18 protein-coding genes and 2 tRNA genes are annotated in these 20,104 nt (G+C 70.2%); 12 read left to right on the top strand and 8 right to left on the bottom strand.

Translation table 11 applies throughout. The features are described 5' to 3' along the window. The first annotated feature begins 34 nt into the window (after window positions 1–34). From F9278_RS33040 to F9278_RS33050, 3 genes are read left to right on the top strand one after another with little or no spacing between them, the layout of a single operon-like run. Entirely contained in the window at window positions 35–1,639 is a 1,605-nt protein-coding gene (locus tag F9278_RS33040; RefSeq protein ID WP_152171569.1) for a TerD family protein, read from the top strand. Between the two features lie 8 nt (window positions 1,640–1,647). After that, on the top strand, window positions 1,648–2,325 hold the full coding sequence (locus F9278_RS33045) for an AIM24 family protein (RefSeq protein WP_152171570.1): 678 nt from the start codon (window positions 1,648–1,650) through the stop codon (window positions 2,323–2,325). Window positions 2,326–2,352: 27 nt separating this feature from the next. Further along, entirely contained in the window at window positions 2,353–3,105 is a 753-nt protein-coding gene (locus tag F9278_RS33050) for an AIM24 family protein (RefSeq protein ID WP_152171571.1), read from the top strand. A gap of 192 nt (window positions 3,106–3,297) precedes the next feature. Here the strand turns inward: F9278_RS33050 and F9278_RS33055 are convergent, their stop codons facing one another. Next, a complete protein-coding gene (locus tag F9278_RS33055; protein WP_152171572.1) occupies window positions 3,298–3,813 on the bottom strand; it encodes an NUDIX hydrolase in 516 nt (171 codons plus the stop codon). After that, the gene (locus tag F9278_RS33060; RefSeq protein WP_152171573.1) at window positions 3,810–5,240 is read right to left on the bottom strand and encodes a zinc-dependent metalloprotease; all 1,431 of its coding nucleotides are present in this window, start codon (window positions 5,238–5,240) and stop codon (window positions 3,810–3,812) included. Before F9278_RS33060 ends, F9278_RS33055 begins: the two co-directional genes overlap by 4 nt. A 190-nt stretch (window positions 5,241–5,430) precedes the next feature. Between F9278_RS33060 and F9278_RS33065 the strand changes: the two genes are divergently transcribed. The 4 genes from F9278_RS33065 to F9278_RS33080 all read left to right on the top strand — a co-directional run bounded on the left by F9278_RS33065 (window position 5,431) and on the right by F9278_RS33080 (window position 8,680). Beyond that, window positions 5,431–6,543 (top strand): SDR family oxidoreductase, encoded by a 1,113-nt coding sequence (locus F9278_RS33065; protein ID WP_152171574.1) that lies wholly within the window; start codon window positions 5,431–5,433, stop codon window positions 6,541–6,543. A 154-nt stretch (window positions 6,544–6,697) separates the two neighbouring features. Beyond that, window positions 6,698–7,156 carry a molybdenum cofactor biosynthesis protein MoaE gene (locus F9278_RS33070; RefSeq protein WP_152171575.1) on the top strand — a complete coding sequence of 153 codons (459 nt, stop codon included), beginning with the start codon at window positions 6,698–6,700 and terminating at the stop codon, window positions 7,154–7,156. Between the two features lie 130 nt (window positions 7,157–7,286). Beyond that, window positions 7,287–7,508: a hypothetical protein gene (locus F9278_RS33075; RefSeq protein ID WP_143673274.1), complete on the top strand. Its 222-nt coding sequence runs from the start codon at window positions 7,287–7,289 to the stop codon at window positions 7,506–7,508. A 74-nt stretch (window positions 7,509–7,582) separates the two neighbouring features. Beyond that, complete coding sequence (locus tag F9278_RS33080) at window positions 7,583–8,680, top strand: YlbL family protein (protein WP_152171576.1); 1,098 nt, start codon at window positions 7,583–7,585, stop codon at window positions 8,678–8,680. A gap of 130 nt (window positions 8,681–8,810) precedes the next feature. Here the strand turns inward: F9278_RS33080 and F9278_RS33085 are convergent, their stop codons facing one another. Next, window positions 8,811–9,353 (bottom strand): PPA1309 family protein, encoded by a 543-nt coding sequence (locus F9278_RS33085; RefSeq protein ID WP_264300188.1) that lies wholly within the window; start codon window positions 9,351–9,353, stop codon window positions 8,811–8,813. Window positions 9,354–9,516: 163 nt separating this feature from the next. Here F9278_RS33085 and F9278_RS33090 point away from each other — a divergent pair, with 163 nt between their 5' ends. The 4 genes from F9278_RS33090 (at window position 9,517) to F9278_RS33105 (ending at window position 15,034) form a co-directional block, all read left to right on the top strand. After that, a complete protein-coding gene (locus F9278_RS33090; RefSeq protein WP_152174276.1) occupies window positions 9,517–12,453 on the top strand; it encodes a UPF0182 family membrane protein in 2,937 nt (978 codons plus the stop codon). Window positions 12,454–12,497: 44 nt separating this feature from the next. Beyond that, window positions 12,498–12,571, top strand: a tRNA-Met gene (locus tag F9278_RS33095). A 171-nt stretch (window positions 12,572–12,742) separates the two neighbouring features. Beyond that, window positions 12,743–14,743 (top strand): tetratricopeptide repeat protein, encoded by a 2,001-nt coding sequence (locus tag F9278_RS33100; protein WP_193241743.1) that lies wholly within the window; start codon window positions 12,743–12,745, stop codon window positions 14,741–14,743. Window positions 14,744–14,960: 217 nt separating this feature from the next. Next, a tRNA-Met gene (locus tag F9278_RS33105) sits at window positions 14,961–15,034 on the top strand. Window positions 15,035–15,303: 269 nt separating this feature from the next. Here F9278_RS33105 and F9278_RS33110 read toward each other — a convergent pair. The 4 genes from F9278_RS33110 to hisN form a co-directional block, all read right to left on the bottom strand. Next, window positions 15,304–16,482: an IS701 family transposase gene (locus F9278_RS33110; RefSeq protein WP_152166950.1), complete on the bottom strand. Its 1,179-nt coding sequence runs from the start codon at window positions 16,480–16,482 to the stop codon at window positions 15,304–15,306. Between the two features lie 66 nt (window positions 16,483–16,548). Then, a complete protein-coding gene (locus tag F9278_RS33115; protein ID WP_152171578.1) occupies window positions 16,549–16,965 on the bottom strand; it encodes a Fur family transcriptional regulator in 417 nt (138 codons plus the stop codon). Window positions 16,966–17,218: 253 nt separating this feature from the next. Then, window positions 17,219–17,611 carry a CBS domain-containing protein gene (locus F9278_RS33120; RefSeq protein ID WP_152171579.1) on the bottom strand — a complete coding sequence of 131 codons (393 nt, stop codon included), beginning with the start codon at window positions 17,609–17,611 and terminating at the stop codon, window positions 17,219–17,221. Window positions 17,612–17,792: 181 nt separating this feature from the next. Beyond that, window positions 17,793–18,593, bottom strand: coding sequence for a histidinol-phosphatase (hisN, locus tag F9278_RS33125; RefSeq protein ID WP_152171580.1), 801 nt, complete (start codon window positions 18,591–18,593; stop codon window positions 17,793–17,795). A gap of 421 nt (window positions 18,594–19,014) precedes the next feature. On the opposite strand from hisN, the gene F9278_RS33130 reads away from it, so the two are divergent. Then, window positions 19,015–19,641: a TetR/AcrR family transcriptional regulator gene (locus tag F9278_RS33130; protein ID WP_152171581.1), complete on the top strand. Its 627-nt coding sequence runs from the start codon at window positions 19,015–19,017 to the stop codon at window positions 19,639–19,641. Between the two features lie 32 nt (window positions 19,642–19,673). On the opposite strand, the gene F9278_RS33135 is transcribed toward F9278_RS33130, so the two are convergent. Next, window positions 19,674–19,997, bottom strand: a complete 324-nt coding sequence (locus F9278_RS33135) for a DMT family transporter (protein WP_152171582.1) — start codon at window positions 19,995–19,997, stop codon at window positions 19,674–19,676. Window positions 19,998–20,104: the final 107 nt, after the last annotated feature.

Consider the following 20,104-nt stretch of genomic DNA (forward strand, 5'->3'; position numbering starts at 1 on the left):
CACGCACTTTCGGGATGGGGGACGGTCGTTACGCATGGCCAGGGAATTCCAACGCGGCCACAAGGCCAAGATCAGTGACCTCACCGCGGGTACGGATCTGTACGTGGGTGTACAGATCTCCGCCCCCGGGCTGAGCTTCGACATCAGCTGCTTCGGTCTGGACGCCGACGAACGGCTCTCGGACGACCGCTACTTCGTCTTCTTCAACCAGCCGAAGACCCCCGAGGAGTCGATCCAGCTCCTGGGTGCCCAGTCGGGCGACACGGAGTCCTTCCGCGTCACTCTCGACAAGATCCCGCCGCAGATCCAGAAGCTGTCCTTCACGGCGACGATCGACGGCAACGGGCAGATGTCGCAGATCGCCCCCGGCTACGTCCGTATCGTCGCGGGCGGCGAGGAAGTCGCCCGGTACCCCTTCGACGGCTCGGAGTTCTCCACCGAGCGCGCCGTGATGCTGGGCGACTTCTATCTGAAGGACGTGTGGCGGTTCGCGGCCGTCGGACAGGGCTTCGACGGCGGCCTCGACGCGCTGCTGAAGAACTTCGGCGGCGAGGTCGCCGAGGAGGAGCCCGCCCCCGCACCGCAGCAGCCGCAGGCCGACGCCGCGCCCGGCTTCGCCCCGCCCGCGTTCGGCGCTCCGCCCGCTCCCGCCGCCCCGGTGCCCGCACCGGCCCCGGAGCCCGCGCAACCGTTCGCGCCCCCGGCGCCCTCACCCTCCGTGCACGCCGCGCCGACCATCGCCGCGCCCCTGCACACCCCGCCCGGAGCGCCGCCGCAGGGCGGGCCTTTCACCCCTCCCGGCGTTCCGCCCCAGGGCGGGCCTTTCACCCCTCCCGGCGTTCCGCCCCAGGGCGGGCCCTTCACCCCGCCCGGCGCGGCTCCGCAAGGCGGTCCGTTCACGCCCCCCGGTGCTCCCGGGGCGTTCCCCGGACAGGGGCAGCCCTTCGGCGGCGGGACGCAGCTCGCGCCCGTGCCCCCGGAGGCGGGACTGCGGGTCGTCCTGACGAAGTACTCCGAGGCACCCGTCGGCGACCGCTGGACCGAGCAGAACCCGCAGCTGGTTCGGACGACGCTGACCAAGGGCGCCAACATCCTCGCCAAGCAGGGCAGCATGGTCGCCTACCAGGGCGACATCGACTTCGCCCACAAGGGGTCGGGCCTGCTCGGCAAGTTGACGGGCCAGCTCACCGGCCAGGGCATGGCCCTGATGCGCTGTTCCGGAGACGGCGAGGTCTTCCTCGCGGACGAGGGCAGCCACCTCTTCGTGATCCGCCTGGAGAACGAGCAGCTCTACACCAGCGCGCGCGGGGTCCTCGCCTTCGACGAGGCACTGGACACCGAGATCCGCCGTATCGAGGGCGCGGGCCTGCCGGGAGGCGGCCTGTTCAGCATGCTCTTCTCCGGCACGGGAGCGGTCGTCGTAAAGACCCGCGGCATCCCCGTCGTCCTCCCCGTCGGCCCGGCCACCTACGTCGACGGCAACGCCGTCATCGCCTGGTCCGCCGGTGCGCAGGCCGTCACCACGACCTCGCTCAGGCTGCGCCGTTCCGGGTACGCCCGGCAGACCCAGGAGGCCGTCAACCTCCAGTTCCGCGGTGCTCCCGGCAACTTCGTCGTCGTCCAGCCCTTCGAGGTGTGAGGCAGAGCATGGACCTCCAGACACTCAACGCGCACCGCTCCGCCTCCACCGGCGTCCGTATGAGCGTGCACAGCTCCAAGACGCTCAAGGTCAGCATGGTCACCGGTCAGGACCTCCTGGCCAAGGCCGGCTCGATGATCGCGTACGACGGCTATGTGCAGTTCGACGGCCCGCCCGCCACGCTGCGCCGCAGCGCCGAGGAGATGGTCACCGGCGAGGGCGGCAAGCTGATGCTCTGCCGGGGCGACGGTGAGCTGTACCTCGCCGACTACGGCGGTGACGTCCTCATCCTCCACCTGAACAACGAGGCGCTGTCCGTCAACGGCCCCACCCTGCTGGCCTGCGACGCCTCCCTCCAGCTCACCATCGAGCCGGTCAAGGGCCTCGCCAAGCTCTCCGGCTCGGGCCTCACCAACCTCGTGATCCGGGGCACCGGATGGGTCGCCCTGGTCAGCCGGGGTGTGCCGATCTCCCTCGACTGTGCGGAGCGGGAGACGTACGTCGACCCGGACGCGCTGATCGCCTGGACCGACGGTCTCGACATGAAGGCCCGCCGCTCCATGAAGGCGAGTGCGCTCATCGGCCGGGGCAGTGGGGAAGCCTTCCAGATCGGGTTCAAGGGGCAGGGCTTCGTGGTCGTCCAGCCCAGCGAGGACACTGGCGACCGTTTCAAGATCCGTGGCTGACCGGGGCCGAGAGGAGAACACCACACCATGCACAGCACGCTCTTCGCGCACATCCCGGTGAACCACACCGAGCGCTACACATTGCAGAATCCGCAGCTGCTCAAGACGGACGTCACCGTCGGCAGCAGCCCCGTCCTGGCCCGCCAGGGCGCCATGGTCGCCTTCGAGGGGCAGGTCGACTTCGACAGCCAGTACCGCAACCGCAGCTGGCGCAACGCTGAGCGGATGACCGGTGAGCGGCTCGAACTCATGCGCTGCAAGGGCAACGGGATCGTGTATCTCGCCAACTTCGCGCAGTACCTGCACATCATGGAGGTCGGCCGCGGCATCACCGTCGACTCCTCCGCCGTCCTCGCCTTCGACGGGTCCCTGAACGTCGGCATCGTCGCCGTGGACAGCGCCGTCGAGGTCGCCTCGGCCGGGGCGTACAACCTGGAGCTGTCCGGTGGCGGCAAGGTCGTCCTGATGACCTCGGGTCCGCCGCTCGCGCTCGAAGTGACGCCCGAGAAGAACGTCTGCGTCGACTCGGACGCCGTCATCGCCTGGTCCACCTCGCTGCGGACGCAGCTCCAGGCGCCGACCTCCACCTCCGCCGTGTGGCGCCGCAGGGGCTCCACCGGTGAGGGCTGGGAGATGCACTTCGGGGGTCAGGGGCATGTCCTGGTGCAGCCCAGCGAACTGCTTCCGCCGCAGCACCTGCGGACGTCCGGGGTGCTCGGACAGTTCGGCATGGGTGGCGGCGGACTGAGCGGAAACTCCCTCGGGGGCAGTCGCAGCTGATCAGCCGTACCCATTGGCACATGGGTAAGGGGCGTCCGCCATTGCGGGCGCCCCTTACCGCGTTCGTCCCCCCCGGCGGGGGACTGCCCACAGCGCGTCGGCAGCACACCGTCGGCCCGTCCACACCACGCGAAAGAGCGACGTCGACCGGAAGAGCGGTGTCGGCCGCAAGAGCGACTTCGGCGGCGAGGGTCAGAGCCGTGCCCGGGTGGCCTTCAGCAGGCGTACGACCGAGTCGTCGGCGACCGTCGCCACCTCGTCGTACGGGAACCAGCGCAGGTCGAGGGACTCGTCGCTGATCGCCTCCTCGGCGTCGGCCGGGGCGAGGGCCGCGTACTGGACGTCCAGGTGCCAGGCGCACGGGGTGGGATGGCGGTCGAGGCGGACCGGGCCGCCCGGCAGGAGCGTCAGGCCCGTGATGCCGGACTCCTCCGTCGCCTCGCGGAGGGCGGAGCTCGCGAGGGTGCTGTCCTCGGGCTCGCAGTGGCCGCCCATCTGGAGCCACATCCGCAGCTTCCTGTGCAGCGTGAGCAGCACCCGGCCGCGCTCGGGGTCGATCACCAGGCCGCTCGCCGTGATGTGCCCGGCACCGCACGCCTTCCACATGCCGTCCGGGTGGGCCGAGAGGTGGTCGAGATACGCCTGACGCAGCTCGACCTGGTCCTCGTAGCTCTTCAGTACGAGGACCGCGTTGTCGTGCAGGCTCACTCGGTGTCGTCGTCCTTCTTCTTCAGGTCGGGCTTCTTCAGGTCCGGCTTCTCGGAGGAGCCGCCAGCGGCCTCGCCGAGCATCTTGTCCAGCTCGGAGAAGTCCAGCTGCTCGCGGTGGACGAAGCCGTCGGGGTCGTCCAGGTCGGAGGCGGTCGGCAGCATGTCGGGGTGGGCCCACAGGGCGTCCCGGCCGTCGACACCGCGCGCGTCCGTGAGGGACGCCCACAGACGGGAGGCGTCGCGCAGCCGGCGAGGGCGCAGCTCCAGGCCGATCAGCGTCGCGAAGGTCTGCTCCGCCGGGCCACCCGTGGCGCGGCGGCGGCGCAGGGTCTCGCGCAGCGCGTCAGCGGACGACAGACGCGGTTTCGCGGCGGCGTGCACCACCGCGTCCACCCAGCCCTCCACCAGCGCCAGAGCGGTCTCCAGACGGGCCAGGGCGGCCTTCTGCGCCGGAGTGTCCTCCGGCTGGAACATGCCCTGCTGAAGCGCCTGCTGCAGCTCCTCGGGGTTCTGCGGGTCGAACTGGCCGACCACGTCCTCCAGCTTGGCCGTGTCGACCTTGATCCCGCGCGCGTAGCCCTCGACCGCGCCGAACAGATGCGAGCGCAGCCACGGCACATGGGCGAAGAGCCGCTGGTGGGCGGCCTCGCGCAGCGCCAGGTAGAGCCGCACCTCGTCCTTGGCGACGCCCAGGTCCTTGCCGAACGCCTCCATGTTGATCGGCAGCAGCGCGGCCTTGCCGGCCGGGCCGAGCGGCAGGCCGACGTCGCTGGAACCGACGACCTCGCCCGCGAGCACGCCCACGGCCTGCCCGATCTGCTGGCCGAACATGGCGCCGCCCATCGACTTCATCATGCCGATCAGCGGGCCTGCCATGGCCTGCATCTCCTCCGGCAGGATGTCGCCCATGGCGCCGCCGACGCGCTCGGCGACCGGATCGACGAGCTCCTTCCAGGCGGGCAGGGTGGCCTCCACCCATTCCGCGCGGCTCCACGCCACGGCGGAGCCCGCGCCGGACGGCAGGGACGTCACGTCGTCGAGCCACAGGTCGGCCAGGCGGACGGCCTCCTCGACGGCGGTGCGCTCGGCGGGGCCGACGCTGGCGTCCTTCGTGCCGTCGGCGGTCCCCTGGGCGACCGTCTGGCGGGCGATCTGCTTGGCCATGTCCCAGTTCACCGGGCCGCCCTCGTACGAGAGCATCTGGCCCAGCTGCTGGAAGGCGGCGCCCAGGTCGGTGGGGTTCATGGAACCGAACATCGCGGCGAACGGATTGTCGGCGCCGGGGCCGCCGGCTCCGGGAAACCCGAAGCCGAACGGGTTGGCCGGTCCCTGACCACCACCGCTCTCCTGGTCCTTCTTCTTGCCCTCGTCGCCGTCGTCCGGCTCCTCCGGCGGAAGGCCGAATCCGAATGGGGTGTCACTCACGGGATTCCTCGGCTGATAGGGCCATCGGTTTTCTCCGACGGCACGGCTGCCCGAACACCACCCAGCGTAGACACCACGGCGGGTTAAGGCCTCGGTGCTCCGCCGACCGAAGGCCTGCGGCAGGATGGATGCCACCTGGTACGTACGCGTCACCCGCGTTCGTACTGAAGACAACCGCTGGAGACGCCCGGTGAGTTCCCCAGATCCACAGGTTCGCGCAGCGCGAAACCACTCAACCAGTCCCGCCGTGCGCGGGCCCGTCGTCGCGGTCACCGGCGCCGCGTCCGGCGTAGGAGCGCTGCTCACCGAGCGGCTCGCCGAGTCCGACGAGATCCGGCAGGTCGTGGCCATCGACGAGCGGCGCGGGGAGTGCGCCGCCGCGCAGTGGCACATCCTGGACGTGCGGGACCCGGCGATCGCCGAGAAGCTGCGCGGGGCGGACGTCGTGGTGCACCTCGCCGTCGACCTCGACCTGGGCACGGACTCGGCGGCGCGCAGCGCGTACAACGTGCGCGGTACGCAGACGGTGCTCACGGCCGCCGCCGCGGCCGGAGTGCACCGGGTCGTGCTGTGCACCTCGGCGATGGTCTACGGGGCGCTGCCCGAGAACGAGCTGCCGCTGTCGGAGGACGCCGAGCTGCGGGCGACCGCCGAGGCCACCGGGGTCGGCGACCTGCTGGAGATCGAGCGGCTCGCGCGCCGGGCGCCGCGCGCCCATCCGGGCCTCAATGTCACCGTCGTACGCCCCGCGACCCTTGTCGGAGGCACGGACACCGCGCTGACCAGGTACTTCGAGTCGCCTCGGCTGCTGGTGGTGGCCGGGTCGCGGCCCGCCTGGCAGTTCTGTCATGTCGAGGATCTGTGCGCGGCGCTGGAGTACGCCGTGCTGGAGAAGGTGGACGGGGAGCTGGCCGTCGGGTGCGAGGGGTGGCTGGAGCAGGAGGAGGTCGAGGAGCTCAGCGGGATCCGGCGCATGGAGCTGCCGTCCGCCGTCGCTCTCGGGGCCGCCGCTCGGCTGCACCGGATCGGGTTGACGCCGTCGCCTGCCGGGGATCTGGCGTACACGATGTATCCGTGGGTCGTCAGTGGGAGCCGGTTGCACGACGCCGGGTGGCGGCCGTTGTGGACCAATGAGGAAGTGCTCGCGGAGCTGCTGGAGGAGGTCGCCGGGCGGCACACCGTGGCCGGGCGGCGGCTGGGGCGCAAGGACGCGACAGCGGCGGGGGCGGCCGGTGCGACGGTCGCGCTGCTGGGTACGGCGGCGTTGGTGCGGCAGGTTCGGAAGGCTCGGGGGCGGCGCTGAGGGGTGGGTCGGCGGCGTGCGTTGATTTTTTCGCCCCCGCCGCCCTTACCCGTCCCATCCCTGGGGGCTGCGCCCCCAGACCCCCCGGGTCGGCCTGCTGCCTCGTCCTCAAGCGCCGGACGGGCTGAATCGAGGATGAGGCACGATGGGGGGTATGGCTGTGAATGAGGATCATCCTGGTGAGCAGGGGGCCGCGGAGCCCGTCAAGTTGATCGGGATTCGGGAGACGGCGCTCTCCTTGGACGAGGTGTTCCGGGCGGTCGGGGACGACGCGGCCGGGGGGATCGCGCTGTTCGTGGGGACCGTGCGGAACCACGACGGCGGAGCCGATGTCGACGCGCTCGGCTATTCGTGCCACCCGACGGCCGAGGCGGAGATGCGACGGATCGCGGAGAAGGTGGTCGCCGACTACCCGGTCCGGGCGCTCGCGGCCGTCCACCGGGTCGGAAATCTCAAGATCGGGGACCTGGCGGTGGTCGTCGCCGTGTCGTGTCCGCATCGGGGCGAGGCCTTCGAGGCGTGCCGGAAGTTGATCGACGATCTCAAGCACGAGGTGCCCATCTGGAAGCATCAGATGTTCTCCGACGGCACGGAGGAATGGGTCGGCGCGTAGCGCCGTCGGTGAGGGGTGGTGGTCGGGCGACGGGAGGGCGGGTGGGGGCCTGCTGAAGCCGTGACCGGAATGCGCCCCCGCGCGTTCCGGTTGCGTAACCCGCCCCCCGGCGCGAGCGTTGACGGAGCGGATGGATAATCTGCTGATCAGTCAGATGTGGTTGCTTGATAGGGGTTGGGAGGCCGGCATGGCGGCGCTCGCCTGGTTGCTGATTCCACTTGTGGCCGCGATCGGTGCCGGACTGTGGGGCGGCTGGGCCAGCCGCAACCGCAAGAGCATCGAGGACGGCACCGAACTCGCGGGTTACTCGCGCTTCCGTGAGGCCATGGAGCGATCCCACTCCGGCGGCTAGGACCTGTCTGTGGGGTCGCCCCGGACGGACGGCCCCGGCAGTGCGCCGACAGGCCTGTCCCGTACTGTCGTTCCATGCCACGCCGCACCGCGACGATGCTCGCTTCCACCCTGATGCTGATCGCGCTCCTGTGCGCGGGTGTGATCATTCCCGTGCCCTATGCGGAGATGTCACCGGGGCCGACGGTGAACACCCTCGGGAAGCACGACGGCGAGCCGGTGCTGCAGATCTCCGGGCGGAAGACGTACGCCACGACCGGTCACCTCAACATGACCACGGTCCGCGTCACCAGCGCCGACTACCGGATGAACCTCGTCGAGGCCGTGTACGGCTGGCTGGCACACGACAACAAGGTAGTGCCGCACGACACGCTCTACCCGGACGGCAAGACCGAGGAGCAGTCGACCCAGGAGAACGCCGAGGAGTTCAGCCAGTCCCAGGAGAGCGCCAAGGTCGCGGCCCTGAAGGAACTGGACATTCCGGTGAAGTCCTGGGTGATCGTCTCCACCGTCCTCAAGGACTCCCCGGCCGAGGGCAAGCTGCACGCCGGTGACGTGATCAAGTCCGTCGACGGTACGGCGGTCAAGGCGCCCGAGGACGTGGCGAAGCTGGTCACCAAGCACAAGCCGGGCGAGGACGTCGACTTCGTCATCGTGCCTGCCAAGGCCCAGGCCGCCGCCGAGAAGGCGAACAGGACGGCGACCGAGACCGAGAAGGTCACGATCACCACGGCCAAGTCCGACGACACCGGCGAGGAGCGGGCGATCGTCGGCATCTCCGCCGGGACCGACCACACCTTCCCGTTCACCATCGACATCAAGCTCGCCGACGTCGGCGGCCCCAGCGCCGGGCTGATGTTCGCCCTCGGGATCTACGACAAGCTCACACCGGGCAATCTGACGGGCGGCAAGTTCGTGGCCGGCACCGGCACGATCGACGACGAGGGCAAGGTCGGTCCCATCGGCGGCATCGAGATGAAGACGGTCGGCGCGCGCGACAAGGGCGCCGAGTACTTCCTGACGCCCAAGGACAACTGCGCCGCCGCCGCCAAGGACACCCCGGGCGGACTCACCCTCGTCAAGGTCGACACCATCGAGGACGCGCTGGGCGCCCTGGAGGACATCCGCTCCGGCGACACCGCCGACCTGCCGAAGTGCACCACCAAGGGCTGACAGGCGCACGGCACGGCGTACACGCGCGTGGGGGCGCCCTCCGAAGCGGAGGGCGCCCCCATCGTCGTAGATACGGAAATCAGTCCATGAAGGTCACCGGTCCACGAAGGTCGTCAGTCCACGAAGGTCATCAGTCCACGAAGGTCGCGGACAGGGCCTCCGCCAGGCCCGGGACGAGTTCGGGGCCGGTGAGGACCTCGGTCGGGGTGTCCTTGTCGCGCAGGCGCAGGGCCGAGTCGCGGGAGCCGTCGCGCAGGACCGCGACCGTCATCCGGACCTCCTGGCGGTCCGGGTGGGAGGCGACCCACTTGGTGAGACGGGCCCCGTCGAGGCCCTCCGGGACGGACGCCTCGGCGGACGGCGGCAGCATCAGCCGCTCCACGGTCAGCGCGCAGCCGACCACCGCGTCGGGCCAGGCGATGGTGCCGAGGAAGTCGTCCAGCGCCTTGCCGGCGGGGATCTCGTCCTGCTCGATCGGGGTGAGACCGGTGGTCTCGGACTCGTCCTGGAGACCGAGCTGGGCGGCGAGGGCGGGTTCCTGGGTCCGCAGACGCGCGGTATCCACGAGGGCGAAGAGGCGAGCGGGCTGGTCCCAGCCGAGGCCCGAGGCGTACTCGTCGATCTCGAGCACCGCCCGGGTGAGGGGGTTCGCTGCCATGGGAGTGTTGGACATGGTCACAATCCTGCCTCGTTCGTTCCCGGAAGCGGGAACCGAGTAAAGCGTGAGTAAGTTGCATAGGTGAGGCCCCTGCGATCACGGGGCCCGCTGGCGGGTCCGTAGACGCGGGCCTGACGTATCGACAGCGAACTTCGAGGTGCGCACCTTGGCTTTCCAGATGCCGGACCGCGGCGGAGGCCCGACGGGGCCGCGGATCAGAGTGGGCCGACCGTCCCGACGGGTCCGGACCCTGCTCATGACGCTGGGCGTCCTTGCCGTCCTCGGCATGGCGTTCGTCATGTTCGCGGGGTTCTGGACGGACTGGCTCTGGTACCGGTCGGTGAAGTATTCGTCCGTCTTCACCACCACGCTCTGGACGAAGATCGGGCTCTTCTTCGTCTTCGGTCTGCTGATGTCGGCCTCGGTCGGCTTCAACATCTGGCTGGCCCACCGGCTGCGACCGCCGCTGAGCGCCATGTCGATGGAGCAGCAGAGCCTCGACCGGTACCGCATGGGCATCGCGCCCTACAAGAAGTGGCTGCTCCTCGGGATCACCTCCCTGGTGGGCCTCATCGCCGGCGCCTCCGCCTCCGGGCAGTGGCGCACCTGGCTGATGTGGGTCAACGGAGTGTCGTTCGGTCAGAAGGACCCCCAGTTCGGTCTGGACGTCTCCTTCTACGCCTTCGACCTGCCCTGGTACCGCTTCCTGCTCGGCTTCGGCTTCGCCGCCGCCGTGCTCTCGGTGATCGCCGCCGCGCTCACGCACTACCTGTACGGCGGCCTCCGGGTCACCTCCCCGGGCGCGCGTGCCACCGCCGCGGCCACCGGACATCTGTCGGTGCTCCTCGGGATCTTCGTCACCCTGAAGGCGGTCGCGTACTGGCTCGACCGGTACGGGCTCGCGGTGAAGTCCAGCGACTTCAAGGCGACGGGGAACTGGACGGGCCTGAGGTACGTCGACGCGAACGCGTATCTGCCGGCCAAGACCATCCTGTTCTGCATCGCCGCCATCTGCGCGCTGCTGTTCTTCGCCACCATCTGGCGGCGGACCTGGCAGCTGCCGGTCATCGGCTTCGGTCTGATGGTGCTCTCCGCGATCCTGATCGGCGGGCTGTACCCGGCGATCGTGCAGAAGTTCCAGGTCCAGCCGAACGAGCAGGCCAAGGAGGCGCCGTACGTCGAGAAGAACCTCTCGGCGACCCGGCAGGCCTACGGCATCGACGGGACCGAGGTCGAGGAGTACTCGGGTGTGAGCGACACCACGGACAAGACCAAGCTCCGTGCCGACGCCGACACCACGGCCAGCATCCGCATGCTCGACCCGAACATCGTCTCGCCGACGTTCCAGCAGCTCCAGCAGATGAGGAACTACTACGCGTTCCCCACGAACCTGGACGTCGACCGGTACAGCAATGAGGACGGCGCCGAGCAGGACACGGTCATCGGTCTGCGCGAGCTGAACCTCGCCGGTATCCCGAAGAACAACTGGATCAACGACCACTTCCGCTACACCCACGGGTACGGCGTGGTCGCCGCCAAGGGCACCGAGGCCACCTCAGGCGGCCGACCGGTGTTCACCGAGTCCGACCTGCCGTCCAAGGGCGACCTGGGCAAGTACCAGCAGCGGGTCTACTACGGCGAGAAGACCACCCAGTACTCGATCGTCGGCGGTCCCCAGGACGAGATCGACTACTCCGACGACAGCGGTGAGAAGACCACCAGCTACAAGGGCAAGAGCGGGGTCAACCTCTCCAACCCGGTCAACCGGGCCGCGTACGCGGTGGCGTTCAACGAGCCGCAGATCCTCTACTCCGGTGCCATCGGCGAGGGTTCGCGGATCCTGTACAACCGCACGCCCAAGGAGCGCGTCGAGGCGGTCGCCCCCTGGCTGACCATCGACGGCGACGCCTACCCGGCCGTCGTCGACGGGAAGATCCAGTGGATCGTCGACGCGTACACCACCACCAACGGCTATCCGTACGCCTCCCGCACCACCCTGGGCGACACGACGGCCGACTCGCTGACCGCGGACAACAGCCAGCGCGCGGTGGTGGCCCAGCAGAACCAGGTCAACTACATCCGCAACTCGGTGAAGGCGACCGTCGACGCGTACACGGGTCAGGTCGAGCTCTACCAGTGGGACACCCAGGACCCGGTCCTGAAGACCTGGATGAAGGCGTTCCCGGGCACGGTGGAGCCGAAGGACGACATCTCCGACTCGCTGCTGGCCCATCTGCGGTACCCGCAGGACCTCTTCAAGGTCCAGCGTGAGCTGCTGACGCGCTACCACGTGAAGGACGCCGAGACGTTCCTCAGCGGCAGCGAGGTCTGGCAGGTCCCGGACGACCCGACCAACACCTCGGGCAACGCGGTGCCGCCGTACTACCTGAGCATGAAGCTGCCGGGCCAGACGGCACAGGCGTTCTCGCTGACGACGACGCTCACCCCGAACGGCCGGGACAACCTCAGTGCCTTCGTGGCGGTCAACGCCGAGGCGGGCACCAAGGACTACGGCAAGATCAGGATTCTGAAACTGCCGACCAGCGAACCGATCGACGGACCGAAACAGGTCCAGAGCCAGTTCAACTCCGAACAGGACATCGCCGAGACGATCAGCCTCCTCAAGAGAGGTGACTCGCAGGTCGAGTACGGCAACCTCCTGACGGTCCCGCTCGACGGCGGACTGCTCTACGTGGAGCCGGTCTATGTGCGAGGCGGCGGACTCAAGTACCCGCTGCTGCGCAAGGTGCTGGTCACCTACGGCGGGAACACGGCTTTCGAGGACACCCTCGACGAGGCACTCAACAAGGTGTTCGAGACCGAGGGTTCGCCCACCGAGCCACCGGTGGAGGATCCCGACGAGGGCACCGACGAGCCGCCGACGTCCGGCGATCCGACGGTCCAACAGGCCCTGGAGGAGGCCCAGAAGGCGTTCGACGAGGGCCAGCAGGCGCTCAAGGACGGCGACTGGGAGGCGTACGGCCGGGCCCAACAGGACCTGGAGGACGCGCTGAAGCGGGCCGAGGACGCACAGGCCAAGGCCGGCGACGGAGGCAGCGGCGGCAGCGAGGAGGAAGGCGGCCAGAGCGCCGACGAGGGCTCCGGAAGCGGCTGATGCAAGGCTCCACCCCGCACCGTGGTACGGTTGCAACGCAACGGCGCGGGGTGGAGCAGCTCGGTAGCTCGCTGGGCTCATAACCCAGAGGTCGCAGGTTCAAATCCTGTCCCCGCTACTGAAGTTGAAGGCCCGGATCTTCTAAAGGATCCGGGCCTTCGACGTGTTGCCTGGGGTGCTCGGGAAATCTGTGTTTGACTTGTCGCTCTGTGGGCATGTCGACAAAACGCTGTAGTGACCTCAATGGCTGCGGTATACCAGGTGTACCCAGGTTGCAGGTGGTGCGACGATGGACGTTATGGGGGACAAGGCAACTCTGTTGGAGACAGGGCGGTTTGCGCAGCCCGCCGACTTTGTGGTGCCTGCCGACCTTGTGGTGCCCGCGTCCGCTTCGTCGGTCGAGTCCGTGCGGGCCGCGGAGGAGGACGAGACGGGGGACGCCGTGGAGGAGGCGCGTCAGCGGCTCGCCGCCGAGTCCGGCGACGCCGAGGCGATGAGTGTCCTCGGGGCCATGCTGCTGCGCCGCGGTGACCTCGACGGAGCCGAGCCCTATCTGCGGGGTGCCACCGCCGCCGGGGACCGCGCCGCCGCCAACAACCTGGGTGTCCTGCTGCATCAGCGCGGATACGCCGACGAGGCCGCCAGCTGGTGGCGGATCGCCGCCGTCGCGGGGTCCGCCGCAGCCGCGCACGCGCTCGGTCGGCACCACCGTGAGCGCGGCGACGAACCCGCCGCCGAGTACTGGCTGCGCCAGTCCGCCGAGCAGGGGCACGCGCTCGGCGCGTACGCCCTCGCCGACCTGCTGGAGCACCGCAGCGACGCCGCCGCCGAGCGCTGGATGCGGGTCGCCGCCGAGCGCGGCCACCGCGAGGCCGCGTACCGGCTCGCGCGGGCGCTCGACCGGATCGCCGAGCAGGAGGAGCGCGCCTCCGTGCGCGAGGGGCGCAGGATCGCACGCGCGGCGTTCGAGATCGGTAGCGCGAGCCGTGAGGCCGCCCGCGAGGGCCGTCCCGTCGTACGGGAAGGCCGCGGCGCCGCCGTGCGAGCGGGGGAGCCCGGCGCCGACAGCGTTGTCGGCGCCGCCGCCGAGGAGGCCGAGCAGTGGTACCGCCAGGCCGCCGCGCGCGGTCACCGGCGGGCCGCGCTGCACCTCGGGGCGATCCTGGAGCGGCGCGGGGAGCTGAAGGAGGCCGGGCGCTGGTATCTGACCTCGGCCAAGGACGGCGAGCCGCGGGCCGCGTGCGCGCTCGGGTTCCTGCTGCGGGACGCGGGCGACACCGAGAGCGCGGCCGTGTGGTGGCTGCGGGCCGCCCAGGACGGCGACGGCAACGCGGCGAACGCGCTGGGCGCGCTGCACGCCGAGCGCGGTGAGACACAGACCGCCGAGCGGTGGTACCGGGCCGCGATGGACGCCGGTGACATCAACGGCGCCTACAACCTCGGGCTGCTCTGCGCCGAGCAGGGCCGGACCGCGCAGGCCGAGCAGTGGTACCGGCGTGCCGCGTACGCCGGGCACCGGGAGGCGGCGAACGCACTGGCCATCCTGCTGCTGCAGGTCGGGGACGCGTCCGGGGCCGAGCCGTGGTTCTCCAAGGCCGCCGAGGCCGGCAGCGTGGACGCCGCGTTCAACCTGGGCATCCTGTTCGCCGGGCGGGGCGACGACGCGACGGCGCTCGTCTGGTACGAGCGGGCGGCTGCCGCCGGGCACACCGAGGCGGCGCTCCAGGTCGCCATCGCGCGGCTGCGGGACGGGGACGAGCGGGCCGCCGAGCGGCATCTGCGCTGTGCCGCCGGAGGGGGCAGCGCCGAGGCCGCGTACCGGCTGGCCGCGGTGCTCGACGCGCGCCGGCCGCCCGCGCCCGCGCATGAGCTGGGGGAGCCGGTGCGGGAGAAGAACGAGTGCGAGGAGTGGTACGAGCGGGCCGCCTCGCAGGGGCATCGGCGGGCGCAGGTGCGGGTCGGCATGCTCGCGGCCGGGCGGGGGGACGTGGTCGAGGCGGCACGGTGGTACCGGGTCGCCGCCGAGTCCGGGTCCCGGAACGGGGCGTTCAACCTGGGTCTGCTGCTCGCCCGTGAGGGGAGTGAGCCGGAGGCCGCCGTGTGGTGGGCCCGCGCCGCCGACGCGGGGCATGGGCGGGCGGCGTTGCGGCTCGCCCTCGTCTACGCGCGTCGGGGAGAGCTGGTGGAGGGGAAGCGGTGGGCCGATCGGGCCGTCGCGCTCGGGCCGGTGGAGGTCGCGGAGCGGGCGGCGCGGTTGCGGGACGCGTTGCGGGACGAGTTGTCGGCGTAGAGGGCGCTCCGGCTGGGTGTGGCCGGGGGCGGTGAGGGTGCCCGGGGGTGGGTGCTGGGCCGGGCGGGGTCTCGCTCGCCCGCGCTCGCGGGGTGCCGCTGCGCCCACCCGTGCCGCCCCCAGCGGCACGATTGCCCGCAGGCGGGACGGCCGTGGGAAGCGGCTCCTAATGGATTTGCGCTGGTCGATGGCGGTGACGTAGTGTTCAGCTTGTCGACGCGGGGTGGAGCAGCTCGGTAGCTCGCTGGGCTCATAACCCAGAGGTCGCAGGTTCAAATCCTGTCCCCGCTACTGAAGACTTAGGGCCCGGAACCGATCAGGTTCCGGGCCCTAAGTGTGTCCGCGGTGGACGGACGATGACGAAAGAGCCCCCGGCGGTCGGTCGCCGGGGGCTCTGTCCTGGGTCGGTGTCGGCTAGTACTGCAACCGCATCTGCGGGTTGTGGCCTCGGCGTTTGTAGTGGGAGCGGCGGGCACGGGCCTGGCTGCGTCGTCGGAAGCGTGACCAGTGCAGATGATGGTCGTTGCTGTGGTGGCGGGGCGTGACGATGATGTGGCCGATCAGTCGGCGGATCTCCGGGACGCTGAGGGGTATGAGGTCTTGCTCGTCGTTCGCTCCGCCCCTTTTGCGGCTTCTGCGGCGCGGACGGCGGTCAGGTAGGCGAGGGCGGCCATGGCCAGGGTGATGTGGCGGTACCAGGCCCGGTAGAGCCTCACCTGGTAGTGGTCCAGGCCGCACTCGCCCTTGGCGGTCTGGAAGCACTCCTCCACCGCCCACCTCGCGGCGGCTACCTTGACCAGGTCTTTCAGCCGGGAGGCCACCGATCCGTAGCAGACGTAGTAGGCGATCTCGGTGGGGTCGCTGATGCTGCGGCGGGCCAGAACCCAGTGCCCGAAGCCGTTCTCCCAGTACGGGCGGATGGCGACGCGGGCCCAGTCGTAGATCCGTTCGCCGTGCGCGCCCTGGCCCCCGGAAACCCGCTTCCACGCTTGCCTGGGCAGGGCGGCGACCAACTGGTCCACCCTGGCGTCGCCGCCGTCCGCCGTGGTCACGGTGTCGTTGACCTTGGTGGCCAGTACGTGCGCGATCCTGCGTTCCTCCAGCCATACCCGCAGGTGCTTGACCTGCCCGTATGCCTCGTCAGCGGTGACCCACGCGAACGGGATGCCTGCGTCGACGGCACGTTGCAGCATCCACTTGCAGTGCTCATTCTTGGTCGCGAAGGGGATCTCGTCGTCGATCCCGGCTGCGCGGCAGCGCTCACGGTCATCCGTCCAGGAAACGGGGATGTAGAGCTCACGGTCGATCAATGCCCGCCCCCTGGCGGAGGCGTAGGCCAGGAAGGTCCCGATCTGGCAGTTCTCCGTGCGGCCGGCGGTACCTGTGTACTGCCGCTGGACTCCGGCGGACTTGGTGCCCTTCTTCAGGAAACCGGTGTCGTCGCAGATCAGGACCGCGTTCTTGGCTCCGATGGTCTCCACGACGAAGTCGCGCACATCGTCGCGGACCGCGTTCTCGTCCCAGTCGGAGTGGTTGAGCAGGCGCTGGACGCCGTCCGGGCGGAGCTGCCCGACCTGCTCGGACAGCGTCCACCCGTTCTTCTTCTCCAGCGGCGCGACGAGTCCGTTCAGGTAGTCCAGCGCCCGCTCGCGGGGCTCCGACCTGCCGAAACGGTGGGCGAACCGGGCATGGAGCCCGGCCACCCCCTCGGACCACGACTCGACCTGCTCAACCGTCAGCGCATCAGCACACAGTCATACCAACGAGACCGCCGACCATCCGTCACGCCAGATGCGGTTGCAGTACTAGGCCGTCGTGCAGGTCGGGCAGACGCCTCGGTAGGTGACCTCCACGTCCGAGACGGTGAAACCGAACCGCTCGGAGGAGGGGAGGTCGGTCAGGGGGTTGCCCGTGGGGTGGACGTCACGGATCGTCCCGCACCGGGCGCAGACCAGATGCTGGTGCGGGCGGTGCGCGTTGGGGTCGTACCGCTTGGCGCGCCTGTCCGTGGCGACCTCGAGCACCTCGCCGAGGGAGACCAGCTCACCCAGCGTGTTGTAGACGGTCGCCCGGGAGATCTCGGGCAGCTTGGCGACAGCTCGCGCGTGCACCTCGTCGGCCGTCAGATGGACGTGTTCGCCGTCGAGGACCTCGGCCACGACGCGCCGTTGCGCGGTCATACGCCATCCCCGTCCGCGCAGCCGCTCCAGAAGGTCACTCATAACGGTCAGCGTAACAGCAGGTGGAACCAGATTCCGAACAGGTGTGACTTTGGAGCATGCCTTGACTTGGATTTAGTCCAATGTAGGATCGGATTCGATCAGGCGAGGCGTCTTCGGATGGCCGAGGCTTCGGCAAGCACCTGGAGGCCGCCGTCCAGGCTCTGTGCGGCCGGCCGGGGTTGGACCGCTTGCCGTCGAGGACGGGCCGGGATCTCGTGCGAGGTTCCCGGCCCGTTCGCATGCCCGGGGCCCGTTATGCCGTCGCGTGCTGCCGGGCCGGGACCCAGCAGCGGATGATGTCGCGGACCGAGACGATGCCTATCGGGGCGCCCTGGTCGAGGACGATCAGATGACGGAAGCCGCCGTGGGCCATGGCGCCGGCCGCCTCCTCCAGGGTCCAGGACGGCGCGGCGAACACGACGTCGTTGGTGGTGTGGGCGTGGGTCCGCTCGGTGTCCGGGTTCTGGCCCAGGCCTACGGAGTTGAGGACGTCGCGTTCGGTCAGGATGCCGAGTCCGCCGGCGTCCGGGTCGAGGACCACGGCCGCGCCTATCCGGCGAGCCGACATCAGGGCGGCGGCCTGGCGGAGGGTGTGATCGGGGCCGATGGTGAGGACCACTGTGCTCATGGCGTCGCGGACGAGCATGGAGTTCAGCCACCTCCTAGGGAATCCGGTGAACTGCTAGTTCAAGGATTCACAAGTTCACAAGTGGGGGGACTCTCAATGTGGCAGGTAAAGCGGAGGTCAACAAGGGGGCGTGCGGGGCCAGTTCGGGGCGCCCCGGGATCACTCGGGGGCCCCGTCCGCATCGGCAGGCGCTGTGCGTTCAGTAACGCTGGGTCAGATATCCCAGCATCTCGTCGTGGAGCAGGCCGTTGGAGGCCGCCGCGTTGCCGCTGTGCGGGCCGGGGCGGCCGTCGAGACCGGTGAAGCTGCCGCCCGCCTCGGTGACGATGATCGCGTTGGCGGCCATGTCCCAGAGGGACAGCTCGGGTTCGGCGCAGATGTCCACCGCGCCCTCGGCGACCAGCATGTACGGCCAGAAGTCGCCGTACGCGCGCGTGCGCCACACGTCGCGGGTCAGGTCCAGGAAGCCGTTGAGGTGGCCGCGCTCCTCCCAGCCGCTGAGGGAGGAGTACGCGAAGGAGGCGTCCGAGAGCTTGGCGACGCCGGAGACGCGCAGCCGGGAGGCGGAGCTGAGGCTGCGGCCGGTGAAGGCGCCGTGGCCCTTCGCGGCCCACCAGCGGCGGCCCAGGGCGGGGGCGGAGACTACGCCGACCACGGGCTGGTAGCCGCCCTCGGCCGCCTCCATCAGGGAGATCAGGGTGGCCCAGACGGGGACGCCGCGGACGTAGTTCTTGGTGCCGTCGATCGGGTCGACGACCCAGCGGCGGGGGCCGGTGCCGTCGAGGCCGAACTCCTCGCCGAGGATGGCGTCGCGGGGGCGGGCGCGCTGGAGTTGGCCTCGGATGAGTTCCTCGGCCGCCTTGTCGGCCTCGCTCACCGGGGTCATGTCCGGCTTCGTCTCGACCTTCAGGTCGAGGGCCTTGAAGCGGGCCATGGTGGTCGCGTCGGCGGCGTCCGCGAGGACGTGGGCGAAGCGGAGGTCGTCGAGGTAGTCGGCCATGTGGCGAACGGTATCTGTCGAGGTCGGTACGGGGCTACAGGGGGCCGGGGTCGGTTGGGCGCCCTCCGCCGGGGCCGGGCCGGGCGGGGGTTCGCTCACCGGCGCTCGCGGGGTGCCGCCCGCGCCCACCCGTGCCGCCCCAGCGGCCCGACTGCCCGCAGTCATGACAGGCCGCGGCGCCGCCCCAGTGGCATGAAATGCCCGTAGCCATGACAGCCCGCGGCGCCGCCCCGGCGGTATGGCTGTTCGTGGTTGCGTACGGGAGGGGGCGGTGGGCACACATGAGGGTGTTGCTGTTGCGTGTTGTTGCCGCGCACGTTGGCTGGAGTGCGCCCCTGGGGGCCGCCGCGAACCCTTGACAGTGACTTGATGCGCGTCAAATCTGAGGGCCAGAGCCGCCCGCTCGCTTGTTAGGGAGGCGATGATGCCTGCAGCGCGGGAATCCTTGTTGGACGCCGCTTACACGGCGCTGGTGCGCCGGCCGTGGTCCGCCGTGCGCATGGTGGACGTGGCGGCGGTGGCCGGAGTGTCACGTCAGACGCTGTACAACGAGTTCGGCAGCAAGGAGGGGCTCGCGCGGGCCCTGGTCAGGAGGGAAGCGGACGGCTATCTGGCGGGCGTCGACCGGGCGCTGGCCGCTCACGCCGACACCCGGGACCGGCTGGCCGCGACCGCCGAGTGGACCGTGGCGGCCTCCCGGAACAACGCGCTGGTCCGGGCCATGCTCACCGGCTGCTGGGGCGAGCGTCTGCCGGCGCCGACGCTGTCGGCGGTGCCCTCGTCCTCGGCGGTGCCCGCGCAGCGCCGCGCGGACGGCCCGTTGCCCGCGCCCACCGACTTCGTGGCCCTGGTGCGCGAGCGGGCCGTCGCCGTGCTGTCCGCGCCCGGCACCCCCAAGTCGGACACCGTGGAGCTGGCCCGGTCCTGCGAACTCGCCGTGCGGATCGCCCTGTCGTGCGTGGCCGCGCCCCCGGGGGAGGGCGGGGTCACGGACCTCGTGCGGACCGCGCTGCCCCGCCAGTTCGGCCGGCCCCTCAACCACCTGTAGCCGGAAGGGGGAACACGGACCGCGGGCGCGAACTAGTGCGCCGAGCCCGACAGTTGCAGGCCCACGACCCCCACGATCACCAGACTGATCGAGACGATCTTCAGGGTGGACACGATGTCACCGAGGAAGATCATCCCGTAGATCGCGGTGCCGGCCGCGCCGATGCCCGTCCAGACGGCATAGGCGGGGCCGACGTCGAGCTTCTTGAGCGCCAGGGTCAGCAGGCCGAAGCTGCCGAGCGCGAAGACGCAGAAGGCGATCGTGGGCCAGAGTCTGGTGAATCCGTGCGAGAGCTTCAGACAGACGGCGAATCCGGTCTCCAGAAGCCCCGCCACGACCACCAGCAGCCACGCCATGTCTCGTCCTCCCGTGTCCCCACGTTCCGTGACCGCTTCGTCTGTTCTCGGCTGATCTCGTCTGGTCTGGGTCCGACTTGGTGCGATTATGCACTTACCGGGTGGAC

Source organism: Streptomyces phaeolivaceus (assembly GCF_009184865.1).
GTDB classification, from domain to species: Bacteria; Actinomycetota; Actinomycetes; order Streptomycetales; family Streptomycetaceae; genus Streptomyces; species Streptomyces phaeolivaceus.